This is a genomic window from Streptomyces sp. NPDC023838, assembly GCF_040639555.1.
In the GTDB taxonomy this organism is placed as follows: Bacteria; Actinomycetota; Actinomycetes; order Streptomycetales; family Streptomycetaceae; genus Streptomyces.
This window is the reverse complement of the sequence record NZ_JBFAAD010000041.1, coordinates 17,439-35,942: the sequence shown is the minus strand read 5'-3', so window position 1 is coordinate 35,942 and position 18,504 is coordinate 17,439. Positions and strand designations below refer to the sequence as shown.

The 18,504-nt window shown below is 69.9% G+C and carries 16 protein-coding genes; 5 read left to right on the top strand and 11 right to left on the bottom strand.

Annotated elements, in window-relative coordinates; genetic code table 11:
- Positions 1–80 precede the first annotated feature (80 nt).
- The gene (locus AB0G17_RS32695) at positions 81–281 is read right to left on the bottom strand and encodes a DUF6191 domain-containing protein (RefSeq protein ID WP_361390505.1); all 201 of its coding nucleotides are present in this window, start codon (positions 279–281) and stop codon (positions 81–83) included.
- A gap of 1,040 nt (positions 282–1,321) precedes the next feature.
- The gene (locus AB0G17_RS32690) at positions 1,322–2,023 is read right to left on the bottom strand and encodes a pentapeptide repeat-containing protein (protein WP_361390503.1); all 702 of its coding nucleotides are present in this window, start codon (positions 2,021–2,023) and stop codon (positions 1,322–1,324) included.
- Positions 2,024–2,571: 548 nt separating this feature from the next.
- On the opposite strand from AB0G17_RS32690, the gene AB0G17_RS32685 reads away from it, so the two are divergent.
- Positions 2,572–4,320, top strand: coding sequence for a VCBS repeat-containing protein (locus tag AB0G17_RS32685; RefSeq protein ID WP_361390501.1), 1,749 nt, complete (start codon positions 2,572–2,574; stop codon positions 4,318–4,320).
- Positions 4,321–4,436: 116 nt separating this feature from the next.
- Here the strand turns inward: AB0G17_RS32685 and AB0G17_RS32680 are convergent, their stop codons facing one another.
- Entirely contained in the window at positions 4,437–5,132 is a 696-nt protein-coding gene (locus tag AB0G17_RS32680) for a hemerythrin domain-containing protein (RefSeq protein ID WP_361390499.1), read from the bottom strand.
- 319 nt (positions 5,133–5,451) lie between these two features.
- Between AB0G17_RS32680 and AB0G17_RS32675 the strand changes: the two genes are divergently transcribed.
- Positions 5,452–6,150: a gamma-glutamyl-gamma-aminobutyrate hydrolase family protein gene (locus AB0G17_RS32675; RefSeq protein WP_361390497.1), complete on the top strand. Its 699-nt coding sequence runs from the start codon at positions 5,452–5,454 to the stop codon at positions 6,148–6,150.
- 198 nt (positions 6,151–6,348) lie between these two features.
- On the opposite strand, the gene AB0G17_RS32670 is transcribed toward AB0G17_RS32675, so the two are convergent.
- Positions 6,349–6,810 carry a carboxymuconolactone decarboxylase family protein gene (locus AB0G17_RS32670; protein ID WP_283141628.1) on the bottom strand — a complete coding sequence of 154 codons (462 nt, stop codon included), beginning with the start codon at positions 6,808–6,810 and terminating at the stop codon, positions 6,349–6,351.
- A gap of 571 nt (positions 6,811–7,381) precedes the next feature.
- Between AB0G17_RS32670 and AB0G17_RS32665 the strand changes: the two genes are divergently transcribed.
- From AB0G17_RS32665 to AB0G17_RS32655, 3 genes are all read left to right on the top strand, one after another.
- Positions 7,382–8,245 (top strand): AfsR/SARP family transcriptional regulator, encoded by an 864-nt coding sequence (locus AB0G17_RS32665; RefSeq protein ID WP_361390495.1) that lies wholly within the window; start codon positions 7,382–7,384, stop codon positions 8,243–8,245.
- Positions 8,246–8,335: 90 nt separating this feature from the next.
- Positions 8,336–9,157 carry an AfsR/SARP family transcriptional regulator gene (locus tag AB0G17_RS32660; RefSeq protein ID WP_361390493.1) on the top strand — a complete coding sequence of 274 codons (822 nt, stop codon included), beginning with the start codon at positions 8,336–8,338 and terminating at the stop codon, positions 9,155–9,157.
- 93 nt (positions 9,158–9,250) lie between these two features.
- The gene (locus tag AB0G17_RS32655; RefSeq protein WP_361390491.1) at positions 9,251–9,385 is read left to right on the top strand and encodes a hypothetical protein; all 135 of its coding nucleotides are present in this window, start codon (positions 9,251–9,253) and stop codon (positions 9,383–9,385) included.
- Between the two features lie 201 nt (positions 9,386–9,586).
- Here AB0G17_RS32655 and AB0G17_RS32650 read toward each other — a convergent pair whose 3' ends face one another.
- From AB0G17_RS32650 to AB0G17_RS32620, 7 genes are all read right to left on the bottom strand, one after another.
- Positions 9,587–11,053, bottom strand: a complete 1,467-nt coding sequence (locus AB0G17_RS32650) for an FAD-dependent monooxygenase (protein WP_361390489.1) — start codon at positions 11,051–11,053, stop codon at positions 9,587–9,589.
- Positions 11,054–11,128: 75 nt separating this feature from the next.
- Positions 11,129–12,115, bottom strand: coding sequence for an alpha/beta hydrolase (locus tag AB0G17_RS32645; protein WP_361390487.1), 987 nt, complete (start codon positions 12,113–12,115; stop codon positions 11,129–11,131).
- Between the two features lie 94 nt (positions 12,116–12,209).
- Complete coding sequence (locus tag AB0G17_RS32640; RefSeq protein WP_361390485.1) at positions 12,210–13,046, bottom strand: NAD(P)H-binding protein; 837 nt, start codon at positions 13,044–13,046, stop codon at positions 12,210–12,212.
- A gap of 139 nt (positions 13,047–13,185) precedes the next feature.
- Positions 13,186–14,673: an FAD-dependent monooxygenase gene (locus tag AB0G17_RS32635; protein WP_361390483.1), complete on the bottom strand. Its 1,488-nt coding sequence runs from the start codon at positions 14,671–14,673 to the stop codon at positions 13,186–13,188.
- Positions 14,674–14,886: 213 nt separating this feature from the next.
- Positions 14,887–15,303: a TIGR03618 family F420-dependent PPOX class oxidoreductase gene (locus tag AB0G17_RS32630; RefSeq protein ID WP_361390481.1), complete on the bottom strand. Its 417-nt coding sequence runs from the start codon at positions 15,301–15,303 to the stop codon at positions 14,887–14,889.
- A gap of 189 nt (positions 15,304–15,492) precedes the next feature.
- Positions 15,493–17,013: an MFS transporter gene (locus AB0G17_RS32625; RefSeq protein ID WP_361390479.1), complete on the bottom strand. Its 1,521-nt coding sequence runs from the start codon at positions 17,011–17,013 to the stop codon at positions 15,493–15,495.
- A gap of 431 nt (positions 17,014–17,444) precedes the next feature.
- Positions 17,445–18,356 (bottom strand): sigma-70 family RNA polymerase sigma factor, encoded by a 912-nt coding sequence (locus tag AB0G17_RS32620; protein WP_361390477.1) that lies wholly within the window; start codon positions 18,354–18,356, stop codon positions 17,445–17,447.
- Positions 18,357–18,504: the final 148 nt, after the last annotated feature.

The following is an 18,504-nucleotide window of genomic DNA, read 5'->3' as shown; positions in this document are numbered from 1 at the left end:
CCCGGTATCCCGTTCTCGGACGGAATACCGGGCCCTCCGGCGTACGCCCTAGCCGTCCTCGCCCTGACCTGGCCCTAGTCCTACTCGCCCTCGCCTTGGCCCTCGTCGTCATCCTCGTCCTGGCCCTCGTCCTTGGGCGGCACCCGTATGAGGACGATCCCGCTGGACAGATCTATGGGCCCCCGCCCGGGATCGGCGTCCCCCGCCTCGTCGAGCGTGATCTCCAGCCGCTGCCGCTCTTCCTCCTCGTGCCGCTTCCCAGGCATGAAGAGCTCGTTCATGGCCGAACCGAACACGAGCGGTCACCTCCGGTGTGTGGACCCGTATCCACATAACGCCGTGAGGCGGCTGTCAGATCCCGATCATGGACGGCAGATGTGCGCGACGAAGACGGCCCAGGCTGCGCGGGGGACCATGAGGGCCGATACGCCGATCGCGGCCGCGCACGCGCACCCTCCACCTGACGGCCACCGACGACGCCCTCGCCCCCTCCCGGACCTGCGCACGGCATCCGGCTCGGAGGAATTCGGAGGAATATGGCAGAGGCCTCACTCTGGTCGCAGCACTGGCGACGGCGTGCGGCACGGCGGGACCGCCCGCCGGGACGCGAGGCAAGTCGGTCTGGGCGACCCTGACCACCGACGGTCAGGCCACCTACATCGTCGGCACGACGAGCCCGGCAGCCAACTCGGGGTGCTGGCGCCGAAGTTCATCGACGAGCTGCCGGAGCGGGGATTCGGCACTCACGTTGGCGACGGCAGTCCGAAGCGGCAGCGTGACACTCTCCCCCGACCGCAACCCCAGCCGCACTCCCCGCATCTCAACCTGCTCCGCACCCCGAACACGCGGACGTTCGCCTGCTCCTTGACGACGGAAGCCGAGGCGACGTCCTCCACCCGGACGGATCCGGAGGGCGAGAGGCCGCGCTTCACCCACCCCTCGGCGTCTTCCAGGCTATGGCCCCGGCATCAACCTGGACCCAGATCTGAGAGGGCAGCGACAAAAACCGCGCGACGACAAAGCAGCGCCAGGAGCCCGAGGAACGCCTGCGCCACCTTCGAACAGCGCCTCGTACGGGCTCACTCACCTGGGCATTCGCGAGGCAGCCAGACGGCCTCGCACGGAGTGCCACTTCTACGTCACGTATGCCGACGACGTGCGCATCACCGCGGGCCGGGGCAGGCAGTTCGGCGCCCGTAGCACCAGCCCAGCGGCAGACGGCTCGTGAGTACTTGGACCATCCGAAAACCCTCGCCCGCATCAGCTGAGTAGCCGCTGATGCTCAGCTGAAAATTGGGGACATGACGTCGAGTGGCTCTAGTTAATCGCCTTCCTTTCTCAGTGGGCACGGGAACTTTTGCCCCCCTCTGACACCATCTCTTGCGTCATACACCTCTGCCCCGTTCTCGTCAAAAGTAGGTTTCACGGTGACCTTTTCGAGAACCTCGCGCTTTAGCGTGCGCGGCCAGCACGTGCGCGCGTTTACCTGCGCGTTATCGATCTTGACCGAGACAATTGCGTAGCTGAAGTCTGCGTCCTGCAAGAGCGCCCCTTCAAGGTTTGCGCCATTGAAGCTCGCTTCCTTGAGGTTAGCCCCTATGAGATCCGCATCCTGGAGATTGGCATTGTCGAAGACCGCCCCTTGCAGGTCAGCATCTCTAAATTTGGATCCTTGCAGGTCAGCGTCGGTGAAGTCTGCGTCATACAGTTTCTTCCCGCTGAAATTAATCCCTTTAATGTCGCGCCCGCCCGGGTCAAACCCTGGGATGCTTTCAGTAACTTCCACACTCGCTCTCCATGTTGCATATTTTTGCGAATCTTCAAATGATTTCTGGAGAAAGAGAACAGCCAAACCGACAGCAAGCCCGGTGATCAGACCTCCACCCACTGCGGCGAGCACTTCGATTCTGGGCTCTTTCTCTCGTTCTTTGACGGCCATCCTCCACGCGAGCGCCGCAAACATGATTCCGAGGACGATCAGTATGCCGACAAGAGTCCACTGCCATGGGCCTGCAACAGGCATGGGGACCTCCCCGACGCATGGAGCAAATCACTCTCTCTTCCTTCGTACGCTTGACGACCAGCGATCGCAAATGGAGATTTAGTTTAATCTGCACGGAATTTTCCAATGCCCCCTGCCCATCCCGAGGCTCAGCACGATTCTCGCCACAAGAACTACCTCGCGCCTCAGAACCGGAACCGTCTTCTGGAGCCGGGCACCGGCACCGGCGCCCTGGGCGAATCCTCCCGGCTCTGGCGTCCCGGGGGCTCCGACACCTTCCCCGAACTGGCCTCGGGCGACTTCAACGGGGACAGCAAGACAGACCTCACCGCCGTCTCGGGTGCGGGCAAACCGCTACTGGTGGGCAAGCGACGGCCATGGCAACCTCGGTTCCGCCCAACACCTCTAGCCCAACGACGGGGGTTTCGCCACCTTCCGGGATCTGAGCTAGAGCCCGACAGGGTGCTCGGCCCGGACGCCGGGCACCCCGTATCCGCACGCCCCCTGCTTCTCACCCGGCCGCCCCGACGAAGTCCCGGCAGTCGGCCCCACCTTGAAAGGGCCATCCCATGAGGATCCGGCGTCACCACCGTGCCGCTCTTGCCATCGCCGCGCTCGGTACCGCCATCGGCGTCACCCCGGTGCAGACCGCTGCGGCCGACGGCGCCGGCCCGGAGGTGACCTTGCAGCTGCCGGACGCCGTCGACGTCAACGGTGCGGCCGGTGACGTCGAGCTCGCGGTGGCGAACCCGCCGACCGGCGACGCCTATCTCCAGCTCGCCACGTACGACGCGAGCCCGGAGGCGCTGCGGGTGACGGACGACGCGGGGAACGCCCTGCCCTCGTCCTTCGATTCGGCGACCAAGCGCACCACCTTCGACATCGGTTCGGCCGACACCGATCACAACGGCGTGCCCGGCGGACCGTTGCAGACAGGAACCTTCCATGTGCATCTCGCCGCCCGGTTCCCCGTCTCGCCGTTCGTGCGCCTGTCGGCGGTCGTGGCCGACGGCGCGACCGGGGAGGCGATTCCCGGTCAGCGGTCGGGATGGGACGCGGTGGACGTGCGGAGGGCGGCGATCTCCATGTCCTGGAACTCGCCCCGGTACGGGGCGGACCGCAACCCCTCGATCCCGATCGACACCGGTGCCGCTCAACCCACGGTCGTCACGCTCCAGACGGATATGACGGCCTTGCGGACACCACCCGCCGTCACCCGGACACGCTGGATCTTCACCGCCAAGCAGCTCGCCGACGCCGGATACAGCGCCCGGCAGGTCGCCGGTTCAGTCACCGTCCGGCACTCCTGGGACGGCACCCACTACACCGGTGTCGGCTGGACCACCGGCGAGGACGGCTCCCTCTTCGCCGAACTCCCCGCGCGTACCTGGAGCGGCAACGACAAGCCGGTGTCGGAGACCCTGCAGGTCACTGCGGCATGGGGACTGCACGCCGGGTCCCTGAAGGGCACCGTCCAGACCCTGGACGGGAACGGCGTGCCGTACGCCGGCGCGGAGCAGGGGCTGAACCTCCAAGCCGCCTGGGTGCCGTTCTACGCCCGGGGGGCCTTCTACGGCCGCGACGGCAACGGGGTGCTGTGGCAGTACCAGCAGGGCGAGAACATCGACTACCAGAGGTACACGTTCCCGCACCGCGTCGGCGGCGGCTGGCAGGCGTACGACCTCGTCACCAAGCTGTCGACGCTCAAGGCCAACGGCACGGGTGACCTCGTGGCCAGGGACCGGGGCGGCGTGCTCTGGTACTACCGGGGCTCCGGAGACGGCTACACGCCCTTCGCCTCCCGCGCCAAGGTCGGGGGCGGCTGGCAGGTCTACTCCGCTCTGGTGGGCGCCGGTGATCTCACCGGCGACGGCCGCCCTGACCTCCTGGCCCGTGACCGCGACGGCGTGCTGTGGCTCTACCGCGGTACGGGAAGCGCCTCGGCCCCCTTCGCCCCCCGCGCCCGGGTCGGCGGCGGCTGGAACACGTACACGGCGCTGATCGGCGGAGCCGATCTCACCGGGGACGGCCGCCCAGACCTCCTGGCCCGCGACCACGACGGCGTGCTGTGGCTCTACCGCGGTACGGGCGACGCCTCGTCGCCCCTCGCACCGCGTTCGAAGGTCGGCGGCGGCTGGAACACCTACACCGCCATCGTCAGCGCCGGTGACCTGACCGGCAACGGCACGTCCGACCTCATCGCCCGTGACCAAGCGGGCGGGCTCTGGCTCTACCGCGGAACCGGCAACCCGTCCGCTCCCTTCCAGCCGCGCTTCGCGTACGGCACCGGCTGGAACACCTACACCACGATCCTCTGACCCGACGCACGAGCCGCAGAGCAGGAAGACACCACCCCGCCCGGCATCCCGCCAACCCCCGGATGCCGGGCGCCCCAAAGCCCGTATGCCTGCGTCTGCCTATACGTGACAGGGCGTCACTCCGCCATCAGCCCCAGCGCCTTCTTGCTGTCCACGTACATCTGGAGCAGCTGGGGGCGGTGGGAGCGGAAGGCGAGGGGGAAGCTGGCGATGAGTTCGTCGTAGCCCTCGGCCTGGTCCGGGTCCTCCAGGAGGCCGAAGACCAGGTGGCCGCCGGACTTGGGGCTGCCCTCCGTGATGGCCTTGCGCAGGCGGTCGATCTCCGGGCCGGGGACGCCGGGGAAGAGCTCGCGTACGACCGGCTCCTCCGTGTCGAGGTGGCTCGCCAGGATGTCGCGGACCTTGCGGGCCGCCGCCGTGCCGGCGTGCGCCGCCTCCGTCACCGCGGCCGTGCCGGTCTCCTCGCCCGCCGCGTTGGCCGCCGTCAGGAGCTCCATCGCCCGGCTCAGGCCGCCCAGTTCACGGTCCAGCTCCGCGTGCTCCTCGTTGAGGGCGTCGAAGGACGCGACCGACTCGGGGTAGAGCCCGTGCAGGACCGGCCAGAAGAGTTCGTCCTCCGACTCGTGGTGGTGGTGCGTGAAGTCGATGAGCCACCGCGTGGTGTCGATGAGTTCCTTGACGCTGACCTGGTCGCCCTCACCCAGTCGCTCGAATGCGTTCGCCACCAGTTCCGTTCCGCGGCGCAGGATCGCATGGACGCCGAGAAACTCCTGATACATACGGGCGCCCGGGTTCTCAGTCGCGGCCGTCATGGTTGTCTCCCCCAGTTAATGGACCGATCACTGCCGCGAGGGTACGCAGAGGCTCCGCACGCCCCATAGGGGTGTTCGACTGCGATCGCCTCGCAGTTGAACGCGCGCGTTGCCGAGCCGCTTTCTTCCGGAAGGCGGCGGTGTTTCCACGATACCTATTTATTGATTTCTTCCACAGAGCCCGGCTCTGTGTAATTCTTGATCTACGCCTCCGTACCCGCTGCGGACAAGTGGAACGCACTCAAGAAATGCGCGAGTGGCGCTCTAGTGAAACTCTGTTTCATTGGGTGGAATCCAGAATTGGGAAGGACGACATTCTATGACTCGCCCCGTCGTGGCGGTGACCGCCGATCTGACTACGGTGAACTGGAACATTTGGGGAGACGTTTCGGTCGCACTGCTTCCCTGGGAGTACATGGAGAAGGTGCACGAGGCGGGTGGAGCGCCGGTTCTGGTGCCGCCGATTCCCGAGGCCGTGGACGCCGTGATGGAGCGGGCCGACGCGCTGCTGATGAGCGGCGGCGCCGATATCGACCCCGCTCTCTACGGTGCCGAGCGCGAGAAGTTCACTTTTCCCCCGCACCACGCCCGGGACACCGCCGAACTCGCCGCCCTCGCGGTCGCCGAGCGGCGCCGGATTCCGGTGCTCGGCGTCTGCCGCGGCCTCCAGCTGATATCGATCATCCGCGGCGGCACCCTCGACCAGCACCTTCCGGAGCACTCCCCGGTCGTGCCCGGGAAGTACGAGCCGCGCGAGATCCAGGTGAAGCCGGATTCGCTCCTCGGCAACGCCCTCGGGCCGACCGCCACCGTCTACTGCCACCACCACCAGGGCATCGACAAGCTCGGCGCCGGTCTCGTCGCCACCGCCTGGTCGGACGACGGGGTCATCGAGGGCGCCGAGGCCGAGGACCCGTCGGCCCCGTTCCTCGCCGGACTCCAGGCCCACGGCGAGCTGGGCACCGACACCCGCCCCCTCTTCGAGGCGTTCGTCGAGGCCGCGAGGAAGACCCGATAGAGATAGAGGGGTGGGCTGCCCGGGGTCCGGCCCCGGGCAGCCCGCCACACACAACCCCGGGCAGCCCACCCCCCACACAAAAGCGGCCCGGTCACCGCAACGTCCTTGCGGTGACCGGGCCGCCCGCCGTCGAGCCGTCCGCCCGACCTGCCGGCCGTCGGGGGTGTCCGGCCGGCACCAGCAGCTGTACGGGGGTGATCAGCTGTTGGGGTCGGCAACCTGGCCGATCGCCACGTGCAGACGGTTCCACAGGTTCGCGGTGGCGACCGAGAGGACGATCGCCGCGAGCTGCTGCTCGTTGAAGTGCTTGGCCGCGTCGTTCCACACCTCGTCCGAGACCGCGTCCTCGCGGTCCGCGAGGCGGGTCACGGCCTCGGCGAGCGCCAGGGCGGCGCGCTCGGCGTCCGTGAAGTACGGCGTGTTGCGCCAGGCGGCCACGGCGAACAGGCGCTCGTCCGAGGTCTCACCGGCAGCCTTCGCCAGGCGCGGGTGACGGTCCGCGTTGGCACCGTCGCCATTGATCTGGCTCGCACGCAGGTGAAGCAGCTCCAGCAGCTTCACATCGACGCCGGGAACTTCCTTGCTGGCCTTTCCGAGGGCCACCAAGGCGTCAATGGCACCGGGAACGACAAAAGCAGGGTGCTTCGCCCGAGCAGTCATGATTTGCTCTCCTCAAAAGATCTCACGTAAACGCCGAACACTTCGCACAGAAAAACGCGGAAACTGCGACGGCGGACGCCGGCCGGCCCTGCCAGAACATCCACACCGGTCGGCTTCCTCCGTCACACCTATGACGAAACGTGGTCCGTGAATGTGACGGGAGCCGGGTGTGACCCACGCCACATCTGCTACGTGGGGGTGCCTGTGCACTGGGCGCTTACCTAAAGGCGGCGTAAGATCCGGATCCCGGAGCGTCACGGGAGCGGGGTCCAAGCGGAAGCGGGACCCGGGCGGGGCCGGAGCGCACGGCCCGGTAAATCCGGCACATCCGGCCGTTCTTTACCCAGAGTCGAGCGGCTTCAATCCGAGCGGAATTCGCTACTGCTACAGGATTTTGACAACGCGGTCAGGACTTTGACAGGTACGTCAGAGCAGCCACAGACGGGCTTGCCGCGGCGGGTGGGTTCGAGCGCATGATCCAAGCGGGTTGCCGCCGAGGGCCTGCCAGCCGAGCGGACACTTCCGACCCGAATACCCTTACCCCCCGTATTTCCCGACTCTGGGGAGAAACATGGACATCGAAGTGCTGGGTGCACTGTCGGTGCGGAAGAACGGGTTATCCATCGCGCCCACTGCCCCGAAACCGCGGCAGGTGCTGGCCCTCCTCGCGCTGCACTCCGATCAGGTGGTGCCGCTGGCGACGCTGGCAGAAGAACTCTGGGACGACACCCCGCCGCGCAGTGCCCGCACCACCGTGCAGACGTATGTGATGCAGCTCCGCGAGCTCATCGGCGAGGCGCTGGCCCGCCGGGACGGCGAGTGCCGCACCGCCAAGGAGGTCCTCGTCACCCTGCCCGGCGGCTACCGGCTGGAGACGGATCCCACCGAGAGCACCGTCGACTTCCGCGAGTTCGAGCGGCGCGCCACCGCCGGTCACCGGGCCATGGACGCCGGCGACCACACCGGGGCCGCCCGGCTGCTCCGCGAGGCGCTCGCGCTGTGGACCGGGCCCGCCCTCACCGGCGTCCACCAGGGCAGCCGGCTGCGCACCGAGGCCGAGCGGCTCGAAGAGGCCCGGCTCGCCGCGCTCGACCGGCGCATCGAGGCCGATCTGCGCCTCGGCCGCCACCGCGAACTCCTCTCCGAGCTGACCGTTCTGGTCAGCCGCTACCCCATGCACGAGGCGCTGCACGGCCAGTTCATGCTGGCGCTGCACCGCTCCGGGCGGCGCAGCGAGGCGCTCGGCGCCTACCAGCGGCTGCGCGCGACCCTCGTCGCGAAGGCCGGTCTCGAACCCTCGGCCGCGCTCGGTCGGCTCCAGATGGCCATCCTCGCGGCCCGGCCCGGCGCGCCGGTGCCGGAGGGCTCGCCCGCCGGGCGGCCCCCCACCGAGCAGCAGCTCTTCACCGAGCAGTTCGCCGCCCGCGCGAGCTGATCCCGTACGCACACTCCCCCGGCGGCCCGGCCCCCGGGGGCGGACAACGATGTCCCGGCGCACCCCCGCCTTTTACCCCGAGAGGAAGCCGTGAAAATTCAGGTCCTGGGCCCTTTGAGTGCCGAAGTGAACAGAGTCTCCGTCGTCCCCACGGCGGGCAAGCCCCGTCAGATCCTCGCGCTGCTCGCCCTGTACCCGGGGCGCGTCATCCCCGTACCCACGCTCATGGAGGAGATCTGGGGGACGGATCTGCCGCAGAGCGCGCTGACCACCCTGCAGACGTACATCCTCCAGCTGCGGCGGCGGCTGGCCGGTGCCATGGGTCCCGACGCACATGTTTCGGCCAAGGATGTTCTGGCCACCCGGTACGGCGGCTATCTGCTCCAGGTCCCGTCCGAGGCGGTCGATGTGCACGCGTACGAACAGCTGGCGGCGGAGGGCCAGTTGGCGTTCGACGAGGGCCACAACGAGCGGGCGGCGGACTGCTTACGGCGCGCGCTCGACCTCTGGGAGGGGCCCGCGCTGGTCGACGTGCGGGTCGGGCCGATCCTCGACATCGAGGTGATGCGGCTGGAGGAGAGCCGTCTGGTGGTCAGGGAACGCCGGATCGACGCCGACCTGCGCCTCGGCAGGCATGCCGAACTCACCGCCGAACTCACTGATCTGATAGCCCGTCATCCCCAGCACGAGGGGCTGCACTCGCAGGCCATGGTGGCGCTCTACCGCTCCGGACGGCAGGCCACCGCGCTCGATGTGTACCGCAAGCTGCGCGGCCGGCTCATCGAGGACCTCGGGGTGGAGCCGTCGCCGCAGCTCCAGCGGCTGCACCAGGCGATCCTCGCCGTCGACCCCCAGCTCGACGTCGTCGCGGGCCCCCGCCGCACCTCCACCTTCGATCTGTACGCGGCCTGATCCGAGCCGTGTGCAACCCGGCGGCTCGCCCTGCCGCGACCGTACGGCCATGCTCGAACGGCCCGTGCTCGTATCCATGCGAAGGGGGAGCAGATGTACGAGAACAGGGAAGACCGGGAAGACCACGAGTTCCGGCCGGGTGACCTCGCGGCCGTCGCTCCTCCGCTCCGGCTCGCCGGGGCGGAGGAGGACGACTTCGAGCACAACATCATCAGGGGGATCGACTGATCGCTGATCGCACCGGACGGCCCGACGGAAGGCGCCCGCCGGGCTGACAGGGGGCGCCCTCGTCTGTCCGGTACGGCCCTCGGGCCCAGGGCCTGTCCGGTACGGCCTTCGGGCCCAGGGCCTGTCCGGTACGGCCTTCGGGCCCAGGGCCTGTCCGGTACGGCCTTCGGGCCCAGGGCCCGTCCGGTACGGCCTTCGGGTCTAGCCCTCCGTGCCGAACCACCGCTCCAGCGCGTCGCGGAGCTTGCCGCCGTCGGGCGAGGTCCAGGCCACGTGTCCGTCGGGGCGCAGCAGTACGGCCTCGGGGTCGTCGTCGGCCGGGTTGTCGGCCGGGACCCAGCTGCCGGTGACCACGTCGACACGGTCCGACCAGCCCTCGGCGAGCTCGGCCGCCTCGCGCGAGTCACCGGTGGTGATGAGCACGCCACGCGCGGAGTGCAGCAGCTCGGCGACCCTGGTACGCCCGCCCTCGGCGAGCTTCAGCTCGCGGTCCGGCGAGAGGCGCAGGCCGAGGAGGGGGTGGCCGGTGGCGCCCATGTCGTACCGCACGTCCAGGCCGCTGACCTGCCCGGCCAGATGGCGGGCGACGTCCGGGGACTGGACGAGTTCGCGCATCACCGCGCGCAGCGGCTCCATCTCGTCGCCGGTGAGGTAGAGGCGGGTCTGGGCGCGGGTGTTGCGCATCAGCTTCTCGCCGACCGGGTGCCGCTCGGAGTGGAAGGTGTCGAGCAGGCCGTCCGGCGCCCAGCCGTTGATGGCGGCGGCCAGCTTCCAGCCCAGGTTCACCGCGTCCTGGACGCCGACGCTCATGCCCTGCGCACCGGCCGGCATATGGATGTGGGTGGCGTCGCCGACGAGGAAGACGCGGCCCTTGCGGTACCGGGAGGCCTGGCGGGTGGTGTCGGTGAAGGCGCTGATCCAGCGGACCTCGGCGTGGTGCAGGGACTCCCCCGTCATCCGCTGCCAGGCGTCGGCGACGACCTCGAAGGTGAGCTGGCTCTTGTCCTCGTGGGGGCGCAGCTTCTCGTCGTGGATGACGATGCGGTCGACGCCGTTCTCCAGGTTGAAGGCCATCACCATGCCGCCGGGCACCTGCTCCCCGATGGGCCGTTGGCGCACCCCGGCGCCGACCAGGTCGGCCATGTACATGCCCCGGGTGGCGTCCCAGCCGGGGAAGTCGATCCCGGCCGTCTTGCGGATGACCGAGCGGGCGCCGTCGCAGCCGATGAGGTACCCGGCCTCCTGCTCGCCCGGTCCGTCGGGGCCCTCGAAGGAGACGACGACGCCGTCCCCGATCTCCCGGAAGCCGGTCACCTCGTGGTTGCGGTGGACCTTCACGCCGAGCTCGGCGAGCCAGCCCTCCAGGATCTCCTCGGTACGGAACTGGGGCACGCCCCGCACGCTGAAGTGGTTGTCGTCCAGCTGGGAGAAGTCGATGCGGACGCCGCCGAAGTGGCCCTGGGCCCATTCGACGTCGCCGAACCGGGCGAGCAGTCCGCGCTGGTCGAAGACCTCGGCGGCGCGGCGGGTGAAGCCGACGCCGCGGGACTCGCCGCTCGGCGCGGGCAGCCGGTCGTAGACGGCCACGTCCACGCCGCCGAGCCTGAGCTCACCGGCGAGCATCAACCCGACCGGTCCGGCCCCGACGATGATTGCGCCCTGAGTCATGTCACACTCCTCGTACAGATGTTGAACAGGCCATGGGATAGGTGCCGTTGACGGGCCCGCCCCGGATCGGGCCGGTCAGGCGAGGAACTTCAGCAGTTCACCGGTGAGCAGTTCGGGCTGCTCCTCGGGGATGTAGTGGATCGACCGGTCCGCGTGCACCACGCGGACGTCGGTCCCCAGCGTCGGCAGCACCTGCCGGAACTGGTCGTATGTGAGCCGGGAGCCGACGCCGAGCACGGGCGCGGTCACCGTGGCGTAGGTCTTCAGGTCCGCGATGTCCTGGTGGGCGGCCTGGTACCAGGCGGTGCCCGCCCGGACGCCGTCGGGCGAGTCGTACGCGTGGGCGTACACCTCGCGGTCGAAGTCGGGGACGAGGCTCTGGTCGGGGAGGGAGTTGGCGAAGAGCCAGTCGATGATGTGCCGCATCCGGCCGGCCGCCAGCTGCGCGGGCAGGCCCTGCACCTGGTTGAACGCCCACCACCAGAGGTTGAAGCCCTGGCCGGGGCGGGGCAGCAGCGGAATGTCGTACTGGGTCTCGTCGACGTGCAGGGTGTCGACGAGGGCGAGCCTACGGGTGGCCGCCGGGTGGTTGGCGGCGAAGCTGTACGCCACCATCGCGCCCATGTCGTGGCCGACGACGTCGACCCGGCTGTGGCCGAGCGAGCGGACCAGCTCGTGCACGTCGCGGGCCATGGTCTTCTTGTCGTAGCCGCCCTGCGGCTTGTCGGAGCCGCCCATGCCCCGGATGTCGACCGCGATGACGCGATGGCGGCGGGCCAGCTCCGGCATGACGTGGCGCCAGGCCCACCAGGTCTGCGGCCAGCCCGCGAGCAGCACCACCGGTGAGCCCGTGCCGCCGGTGACGTAGTGCAGCCGTACGCCGTTGGCGTGCGCGTAGCGACTGCGGAAACCGCCGGAGAGGGACCTGGCCAGGGCGGCGTCGCTCGGGACGCGGCGCGGCGGGGCGGCCGCGGCGGGCGTGGGCAGGGCGACACCGCCGGTCATCGCGAGGGCGGCGGACCCGGCGCCCAGGCCGATCATCTTTCTGCGGTCCAGCGACATACTCTGTCCTACCTGTCCTACGTGTGCCTACATGGGGGGACTTGCCTGTTCCTGTGGGGGGTGGCAGACCCGGGTGCTGGGGGCCGTCGAGCCGTCAGCCGCGGAACGGGCCCGCGTGCTCCTCGGCCCACACGGAGAAGGGCCGGGCCGGGTGGCCGGTCAGCTTCTCCACGTCGTCGGTGAGCGGGACCGGGGCGGAGCTGGCGGCCCAGAGGTCGAGCAGCGCGTCCGCGATGTCGCCCGGCATGAAGTCGGGCTTGTTCGCCCGCCACACGGCCGGGGGGACCTCGGTGACCGGGATGGCCCGGCCCGCGGCCGCCTCGATGGCCGCGACGTGCTGGGCGAAAGTGAGCGCCTCGGGGCCGGTGAGGTGGTACGAACGGCCGCGCAGGGACGGGTCGGTGAGCACCGCGAGCGCGGCCTCGGCGACGTCCTTCTCATTGACCGGGTCGGCGTAGCTGTTCGGGTACGGCAGGCCGACCGTGCCGCGCGCCTTGAGCTGCCAGGCCCACGGCATGGCGTTGCTGGCCAGCGCGCCGCAGTTCAGCGGGGTCGAGGTGATCGAGGAGGCGGCGAGCGCCTGCTCGACGGCGAGGTGGGGCGCGGCGATGGGGTTGACGGCGGCGTCGGGGCGCAGCACCGCGTCGGCGGACATGACGACGACGTGCTCGACGCCGGCCTCCTCGGCCCGCTCGACGAACTCGCCGGCGGCGGAGGCCTCGCAGTACAGGAAGACCGAGGTCACCCCGGCGAGCGCGGCCGGGAAGTCGGCGGGCTCGTCGAGCGCCAGCTTCACGGACGCGACGCCCTCGGGCAGCGTCAGCTTCTCGGGGCTGCGCGAGCCGGCGCGCACGGCGACGCCCCGGGCGTGCAGGAGCCGTACGAGGTGCGAGCCGACTTTGCCGCTGCTGCCGGTGACGAGGACGGTCATGGTGGATTCCCTTTCGGATGGGGCGGGGTGTGGGGGTACGGCCGGGGTGTGGCCGGAGCACGGCACGGTCAGGGCCTGTCCGGCGGGCGGGCGCCGGACAGGCCCTGGGCAGGGTGGCGGCTGTACGCGGATCCAGCTTCTAGGCGGCGACTTGAGCCGCGCCGAACCACCGCTCAAGCGCGTCGCGGAGCTTGCCGCCGTCGGGCGCGGCCCACACGACGTGTCCGTCGGGGCGTACGAGGACGGCCTCGGGTTCCTCGCCGGAGGCGGTGTCCGAGGGGACCCAGCTGCCGGTGACCACGTCGACGCGGTCCGACCAGCCCTCGGCGAGTTCGGCGGCCTCGCGCGCGTCGCCGGTGGTGATGAGCACGCCGCGCGCGGAGTGCAGCAGCTCGGCGACCCGCGTCCGCCCGCCGTCGGCCAGCTTGAGCTCACGGCCCGGGGCCAGGCGCAGCCCGAGCAGCGGATGGCCGCTCGCGTCGGTGTCGACGTCGTACCGTACGTCCAGACCGCTGACCAGCCCCGCGAGGTGGCGGGCGGCGTCCGGGATCTGCACCAGCTCGCGCAGCACGGCGCGCAGCGGCTCCATCTCCTCGCCGCTGAGGTAGATCAGCGACTGGGCGAGGGTGTTGCGCAGCAACTGCTCGCCGATCGGGTGCCGTTCGGCGTGGTAGGTGTCGAGCAGCCCGTCGGGGGCCTGCCCCTTGATGGCCGCGGCCAGCTTCCAGCCGAGGTTGACGGCGTCCTGGAGTCCGACGCTGACGCCCTGCGCGCCGAGCGGGGCGTGGTCGTGCGCCGAGTCACCGGCGAGGAAGACGCGGCCCTTGCGGTAGTGGGTGGCCTGGCCGGTGGCGTTGGTGAGGGCGCACATCCAACGGGTGCTCGCCCCGTGGATGTCCTCGCCGGTCATGCGCTCCCAGGCGTCCGCGACCTCGGAGAACGTCAGCTCACCCTCGCCGTGGTGCGGGCGCACGCCCGGCTCGTGGATGACGATGCGGTCGATGCCCGGCTCCAGGGTGACCGAGAGGACCATGCCGCCGCCCTCGACGCGCTCGCCGATGGGGCGCATCCGCAGTCCGGCACCGACCACGTCGGCCAGGTACATGCCGCGGGTGGCGGGCTCGCCCGGGAAGTCGATCCCGGCGAGGCGGCGGATGGTGGAGCGGCCGCCGTCGGTGCCGACGAGGTACTGGGCCGCCTCCTCACCGGGGCCGTCGGGGCCCTGGTACTCGACGACGACGCCGTCCTCGGTCTCGCGGTAGCCGGTGACCTCGTGTCCGCGGCGCACGGTGACGCCGAGCTCCTCGACCCAGGCTCCGAGGGTTTCCTCGGTACGGGACTGGGCCAGGCCCATGATGCCGTAGTGGCTCTCGTCCAGTTCGTCGAAGTTGATACGGACGCCGCCGAAGTGGCCCTGCTTGCCCCAGCGGAACTCGCCGAGCCTCGTCAGCAGGCCGCGCTGGTCGAGAATTTCAGCCGTACGTCCGGTGAATCCGAGGCCGCGCGATTCTCCACTGGGAGCCGGGAGTTTGTCATAGAGGGCGACCTCCACACCGGCGAGGCGGAGTTCACCGGCGAGCATGAGTCCGACCGGACCGGCCCCGACAACAATTGCGCCCTGGGTCATATGCGCACTCCTCGTGCAGATGGATGACATGGATCAGCCGATATGACCGAGCGTTGCAGTCACCACCTGAGTACCACTCAAGTCCCCATTCATAAAGGGGAGTTGAGGCAGAACGAGGGGCAAAGAAAAAGGGGCGTGGCACCCCGGAGCCGGAACTCCCGCGGTGCCACGCCCCCATCGCGCCCGAGAATCGGACCCGAATGCCGTGCGCGATTACGTATTGAGGTTCATCACCCGGTCGACCACGATCTCAAGGACCACCCGGCCCGGCGGATTCGGCGGCGCCATCCCATAGCGCCTGCCATAGCGCTGTACCCCCGCGGCCACCCGAGCCGGGTCGTCCGACACGGTGGCGGTGCCCTCCAGGGTGACCCAGGCGAAGCCCTCCACCTGGCACAGGACGGCTCGGCCTCCCGGGCTCGCCAGGACGTTGCGCGCCTTGCGCGAGGTGACGACCGTCATGACCCGGGCGAGCCCCGACGCCGCGTCCCAGGTGAACCGCACGGGCGCCACATGGGGCGAGCCGTCCGGCCGCAGGGTGGTCAGCGTGGCGACGAGCGGCTCGGTGAGGAACGCCTCCACCGAGGCGGAGACCTCCGGAGCGCTCGTCCGCCCTCGGGGCAGCGACATTGCGGATACGTCCTTCCAGGCGTCCTCGGGGGCCGCGGCCACGGACGGCCCGGCCCCCGTCAACCGGCCGGTGGCGCTCCTCCGCCAGGGGTCGGAGGAGCGCCACGGCCTGCCCGGCCCTATGCGGCGGGCGGGCGGTTCACAGAGGTCATGTGCGGTTCAGCAGGGTTCAGCAGCGGTTCAGCGGGGTCACTTCTCGACGCCGGCGGTCTCGGGGGTGCCCGCGACCTCCGGCTCCTGGGTGCCGTGCGCGTGCGCCGAGCTCATCGACTGCGCGCCCTTCGGCATGAAGAACAGCGCGACCAGCAGAGCGCTGAAGCAGAGGATCGCGGCCGAGAGGAACGCGTGGTGGTTGGCCGTCGCCTGGATGTCGTGGATCTTGGCGGGGTTGCCACCGGTCTTGGCGAGCTTGTCCTCCAGGCCGTTGTACGCGATGGTCGCGATCACGGCGAGACCGAGGGCGCCACCGGCCTCCTGGCTGGTGTTGATGAGACCGGCGCCGATGCCGGCCTCCTCGTCCGGGATACCGACGAACGCGGCGATCTGGAGCGTCACGAAGACCATGCCGCAGCCGAGGCCGAGCAGGACGAACGCGGGCAGCAGGTGGGTCGCGTACGAGCTGCCGGCGCCGGTGCGCCACAGGATCAGCAGGCCGGAGGTGGTCAGCGTCAGACCCACGGCGAGCACCGGGCGGGCGGCCATCTTGGTGATCATGCCGGAGGCGGCACCGGCGCCGAACGCCACCGCGACGGCGAGCGGCACATAGGCGAAGCCGGCCCTCATCGGGGAGTACCCGAACGCCTGCTGCATGAAGAGGCTGGCGAAGAAGAACAGCGCACCGAACGTACCGAAGACCAGGATGGCGGAGATGTTGGCGACGCGCATGGTCTTGAGGCGGAAGATGCGCAGCGGCATCATCGGCGCCTCGACCTTGGTCTCGATGACGAGGAAGGCGATGAGCAGGACGGCGACACCGATCAGGCTGCCGACGGTACGGGCGGTGCCCCAGCCGACGTTGATGGCCTCACCGAGGGTGAAGATGAGGAGCAGCAGACCGGCGGTGAGGGTCGCGGCGCCGGCGAAGTCGAAGCGCTGGCGCGGGGCGTCCGACTTGCTCTCGGGGAGGATCCGCGGGGCCAGGAGCACGACGCCCAGACCGATCGGCACGTTGATCCAGAAGATCCACTCCCAGCCCGGGCCGTCCGCCAGCACACCACCGAGCATGACGCCGACGATCGAGGCGATACCGGCCAGCGAACCCCACACGCCCAGCGCCTTGTTGCGCTCGGCGCCCTCGGGGAAGGTGTTGGTGAGGATCGAGAGCGCGGCGGGGGCGATCATCGAGGAGCCGAGGCCCTGGAAGCCGCGCGAGGTGATCAGCATGGCGGCGTTCTGCGCGAGGCCCGACGTGAGCGAGGCCAGGGCGAACACCACGAAGCCGGTCATCAGGAGCCGCCTGCGCCCGAAGGTGTCCGAGAGCCGGCCGCTGAGCAGCAGGAAGCCGCCGAGCACGGTGGAGTAGGCGGTCACGATGTAGTTGAGACTGACATCGGACATGTCGAGCCCGTCCTGGATGGACGGGAGGGCGAGGTTCACGATCGACACGTCGAGGAAGACCATGAACTGGCCCAGGCACAGGAATGCCAGGATCAGGCCGGGCTTCACGCCCGTCGCGGGTCCCGACCTCGGGAGTGAGTCGGCGGCAGCCATTACGAGACTCCTAAATCATGGGAAATCGAGTAGGTGAGAGCGCCCCCGGCGATGCCGGGTGGCTGCCGGACACAACCGCGGTCGGGTACGGAACGCCGCCCGAGAGTTCTGTTCCGGACGCGGGACGAACGTGTCAAAGGCTGCTCTCCATCGGGGGCTTGTCGAACGGGCGCCCCCGAACGAGGGCGACGGACGCTCCGCCGGTGCCGCCCCCCTCGGCGCACCGGCCCGGCCTCGTCCGTCACTGATATGACGGATCCCGCGCGACGAATGTGACCGCTGGACGAAAAATAGTTTTAGAACCGCATCTGACCTGCGGTGATGCGCCCGGAAAGCCCGACGGCCCGGGTCCGCCGAAGCGGTCCCGGGCCGTTTGCACCCTCGTACGGGCCTCTGTCAGGCCTCCATGAAGCCCTCCGCGAAGCCCTCGGTCAGGCGTTGAGCAGCACCAGATCGAGCGCGTCCAGGCGCGCCGGGTCGGTGATGACCTCGATCTCGGTGATCACCGCGCCGGCGGAGCCCGCGCCGGAGGACTCCTCCTCGGAGAAGCCGAAGCTCATCACGCGGAAGCCCGGCTTGCCGCGGTCCGCGATCACACCCGGCGAGCCGTCCACCAGGGCGGGCTCGGCGGACTTGGCGAACTGGGCGAAGGTGAGCGCCTGCCGGGCCACGGCCGTGGCGCCGCGCAGCACCGTGGAGGCCCCGGGGCGGTCGGCCGCGTACGAGCGGGCCACGACGTCGGGGTCGAGCACGGCGACCAGGGCGTCGAAGTCGCCGCCGCGGGCCGCGGTGAGGAACGCCTCGACCACCTCGCGCTGGCGGGTGAGGTCGGGGGCGGGCGGGGTGTTCACGCCCTGGACGCGGCGGCGGGCCCGGCTGGCCAGCTGCCGGGCGGCCGCGGGGCTGCGGTCCACGATGGGCGCGATCTCCTCGAAGGGCACCGCGAACATGTCGTGCAGGACGAACGCGAGCCGCTCGGCGGGGTCGAGCGTCTCCAGGACCACCAGCAGGGCGAGGCCCACCGAGTCGGCGAGCATCGCCTGGTGCTCGGGGTCGGCGGCGTCCTCCGGGTCCAGGGCGGGCTCGGTGACCTGGGCCTCCAGCGGGTCCTCGCGGCGGGCCCGGCGGGAGCGCAGCATGTCCAGACAGACCCGGCCCACGATCGTCGTCAGCCAGCCGACCAGGTTCTCGATGTCGTCCGTGTCGGTCCGGCTGAGCCTGAGCCAGGCCTCCTGAACGGCGTCGTCGGCCTCGCTCAGCGAGCCGAGCATCCGGTAGGCCACCGCTCTCAGATGGCTCCGGTTCTCCTCGAATCGCTGCGCCAGCCACTCGCGCTCGTCCATCGGTCACATCCTTTTGGTTCGCGTTCCGTCAATCCCATGACGAACCGACCCCGGCAAATGTGACAACGTCCGCCGCCGGTGGGCTCGTTCGCCGGTCCCCCCGGCCGGCCAACTGTCGCACACCGCCGGGGACCCGGACCCGGACCCG

Coding starts and splice junctions, on each gene's coding strand:
- AB0G17_RS32695 (WP_361390505.1), bottom strand. CDS start 281: ATGAACGAGCTCTTCATGCCTGGGAAGCGGCACGAGGAGGAAGAGCGG.
- AB0G17_RS32690 (WP_361390503.1), bottom strand. CDS start 2,023: ATGCCTGTTGCAGGCCCATGGCAGTGGACTCTTGTCGGCATACTGATC.
- AB0G17_RS32685 (WP_361390501.1), top strand. CDS start 2,572: ATGAGGATCCGGCGTCACCACCGTGCCGCTCTTGCCATCGCCGCGCTC.
- AB0G17_RS32680 (WP_361390499.1), bottom strand. CDS start 5,132: ATGACGGCCGCGACTGAGAACCCGGGCGCCCGTATGTATCAGGAGTTT.
- AB0G17_RS32675 (WP_361390497.1), top strand. CDS start 5,452: ATGACTCGCCCCGTCGTGGCGGTGACCGCCGATCTGACTACGGTGAAC.
- AB0G17_RS32670 (WP_283141628.1), bottom strand. CDS start 6,810: ATGACTGCTCGGGCGAAGCACCCTGCTTTTGTCGTTCCCGGTGCCATT.
- AB0G17_RS32665 (WP_361390495.1), top strand. CDS start 7,382: ATGGACATCGAAGTGCTGGGTGCACTGTCGGTGCGGAAGAACGGGTTA.
- AB0G17_RS32655 (WP_361390491.1), top strand. CDS start 9,251: ATGTACGAGAACAGGGAAGACCGGGAAGACCACGAGTTCCGGCCGGGT.
- AB0G17_RS32650 (WP_361390489.1), bottom strand. CDS start 11,053: ATGACTCAGGGCGCAATCATCGTCGGGGCCGGACCGGTCGGGTTGATG.
- AB0G17_RS32645 (WP_361390487.1), bottom strand. CDS start 12,115: ATGTCGCTGGACCGCAGAAAGATGATCGGCCTGGGCGCCGGGTCCGCC.
- AB0G17_RS32640 (WP_361390485.1), bottom strand. CDS start 13,046: ATGACCGTCCTCGTCACCGGCAGCAGCGGCAAAGTCGGCTCGCACCTC.
- AB0G17_RS32635 (WP_361390483.1), bottom strand. CDS start 14,673: ATGACCCAGGGCGCAATTGTTGTCGGGGCCGGTCCGGTCGGACTCATG.
- AB0G17_RS32630 (WP_361390481.1), bottom strand. CDS start 15,303: ATGTCGCTGCCCCGAGGGCGGACGAGCGCTCCGGAGGTCTCCGCCTCG.
- AB0G17_RS32625 (WP_361390479.1), bottom strand. CDS start 17,013: ATGGCTGCCGCCGACTCACTCCCGAGGTCGGGACCCGCGACGGGCGTG.
- AB0G17_RS32620 (WP_361390477.1), bottom strand. CDS start 18,356: ATGGACGAGCGCGAGTGGCTGGCGCAGCGATTCGAGGAGAACCGGAGC.